At 46.8% G+C, this 1,654-nt stretch carries 1 protein-coding gene and 1 pseudogene; both read left to right on the top strand.

What is annotated here, in order from left to right; genetic code table 11:
• The coding region (locus AB4496_RS22140) for a YcjX family protein (RefSeq protein WP_372131978.1) at positions 1 to 1,079 on the top strand (1,079 nt) is incomplete at its 5' end.
• 14 nt (positions 1,080 to 1,093) lie between these two features.
• Positions 1,094 to 1,654 (top strand): annotated as a pseudogene (locus tag AB4496_RS22135) (TIGR01620 family protein); the annotation flags it as partial.

The following is a 1,654-nucleotide window of genomic DNA, read 5'->3' as shown; positions in this document are numbered from 1 at the left end:
CGCGAGATGTTAGTGAGATTCGTCTAGCAATCAAATATAAGCCAGCTAAAGGCGCAAAGAAGCTGCTGAGCAAAAACAGCACCCTTTATCTCGATATTGTTGATTATCCGGGCGAATGGCTGCTTGATTTACCTTTGTTGGACATGGATTTTGATACTTGGAGTCAATCTCAATTTGCCGCGTTGAAAGGCGATAGAGAAACCTATTCGCAACAGTGGAACACAATACGTGGCGACATTGACTTGCTAGCCGAAGCAGAAGAAAAGAAACTGGTCGCGATTGCCGATAGCTATACTCAGTACCTTCATACTTGTAAGGATAACGGATTGCACTGGGTACAACCGGGTCGATTCGTATTGCCGGGTGAGCTTGAAGGCGCGCCTGTGCTGCAATTTTTTCCGTGCGCTGCTCCCGAGGGTAAGTTCTCAAAAACCAGCAACTATGCGGTTTTAAAAGCGCGTTATGAAGAGTATCAACAGAAAGTCGTAAAGGCGTTCTATAAGAATCACTTTGCCACGTTCGACAGACAAATCGTGCTGGTGGATTGCTTACAACCACTTAACGCAGGCTATGACTCTTTCATGGACATGCGTGGTGCGTTAGAACAGTTATTGAAGAGCTTTAAGTACGGGCGAAGCAATATGCTAAGACGCTTGTTTGCGCCGAAGATTGACAAGATCTTGTTTGCTGCCACTAAGGCTGACCATGTGACACCGGATCAACATCCGAACTTGGTATCGCTGTTACAGCAGATGGTACACCCTGCTTGGCAACAGGCGGCGTTTGAACACATCGACATGAGTTGCATGAGCATTGCGTCTATTCAAGCGACCAGCGCGGGTTATATCTCGTCAGGCTCAGACAATGTTCCGGCGTTGCAAGGTGTGACTTTAGATAATATCCCTCAAACCATGTATCCGGGAGAGGTGCCGCGTAAACTGCCAAACAAACAGTATTGGGAAACCAACCAGTTTGATTTTACGAGCTTTAGGCCGATGGAGCAGCACTCTGACGAGCCTTGTCAGCATCTAAGAATCGACAAGGTTTTAGAGTATCTCATTGGCGACAAGTTGAAGTAATTGAGGCAATTGAAATGAGTGAATTAAAAACGAAACAGGTCTTTGATGAACCGTTGAAGACCTCGTTCGATGAGCCGGATAAGAATGAAGTTACCCCAGATTTGGGTGCTCAAAAGCTATTCACGGAACAAGAGAAGTTTGTGCCCGTTGCACCACAAGTGGAAACCGACCTTGATGGTGACGCAGAGCAGCAACTGGAACAAGTGATTCGACCGAGTAAAAAGAAGAAGTGGTTTGGAACGGGTTTATTGGTCGCTTTCTCTGGTCTAGTTGGATGGCAGGCAATTGATTCGGTGATTACCGCGATTCAAACGGCTGACTGGCTTGCGTTAGGTTGGACTGGCTTTATTGCTGCCATTGCTTCATTGGGTTTAGGCGCAATAGGCAAAGAGCTGTGGAAACTGCGCTCACTTAAAGATCACTTTAGTGTGCAAGAGCAGAGTGAAGAACTACTCCAAAGCCAAAGTGTCGGTAAGGGCAAAGCGTTCTGTGAAAACATTGCCAAGCAGGGCGGTATTATCGCTGAATCACCCGCTTATGATAAGTGGCGAAACAGCATTAACCCAGCGCACAGC

This window comes from Vibrio sp. 10N.222.46.A1 (genome assembly GCF_041473595.1).
Lineage (GTDB): Bacteria > Pseudomonadota > Gammaproteobacteria > Enterobacterales > Vibrionaceae > Vibrio > Vibrio tasmaniensis_A.
Note: the sequence above shows the minus strand (reverse complement) of the source record. Positions and strands in the feature narration are given on the sequence as shown.